Genomic DNA, 574 nt, shown 5'->3' with positions numbered 1-574 from the left:
ACGGTCTCGTGGGCTCGGGCCCGCGCAACGAAGAGGACTCCCCCGCCGCCACGCTCCCGCAGGCCAGTGGCGACGCCCTCGCCGCGCTCGTCACCGCGGCGCCCGTCGACGCTCCCGTCGAGGGAACCGCGGTCATCGAGAAGCAGTTCCTCGTCGGCCAGTCCTTCAACATCATCGCCGACAGCGTCGCGGGCGACCCCGACGACACCGTCGTCATCGGCGCGCACCTCGACGGCGTCGCCGAGGGACCCGGGGTGAACGACAACGGTTCGGGCTCCGCGGCCGTCCTCGCTCTCGCGGAGAAGATCGCGGCATCCGAGGTTCCGAACGACAAGCGGATCCGCCTGGCCCTGTGGGGCGCCGAGGAGATCGGCCTGCTGGGCTCGACCGCGTACGTCAACGACCTCGTCGCGAACGACCCCGCGGAATGGGACCGCATCTCGTCGTACCTGAACTACGACATGATCGGCTCCGAGAACTTCACCGTGGGCGTGTACGACGCCGACCGCTCCACCTTCCCGGCGGAGGGCGTGAACATCCCCGAAGGGTCGGTGGAGATCGAGAAGCTCTACAC

At 69.3% G+C, this 574-nt stretch carries 1 protein-coding gene; it reads left to right on the top strand.

Annotated elements, in window-relative coordinates; translation table 11 throughout:
• Nucleotides 1-574 (top strand): M20/M25/M40 family metallo-hydrolase (locus NS331_RS25295; RefSeq protein WP_153013075.1); only part of this gene is annotated, 574 nt, incomplete at both ends.

It is taken from the genome of Pseudacidovorax intermedius (assembly GCF_001476815.1).
GTDB lineage: Bacteria > Pseudomonadota > Gammaproteobacteria > Burkholderiales > Burkholderiaceae_C > Xenophilus > Xenophilus intermedius_A.
Note: the sequence above shows the minus strand (reverse complement) of the source record. Positions and strands in the feature narration are given on the sequence as shown.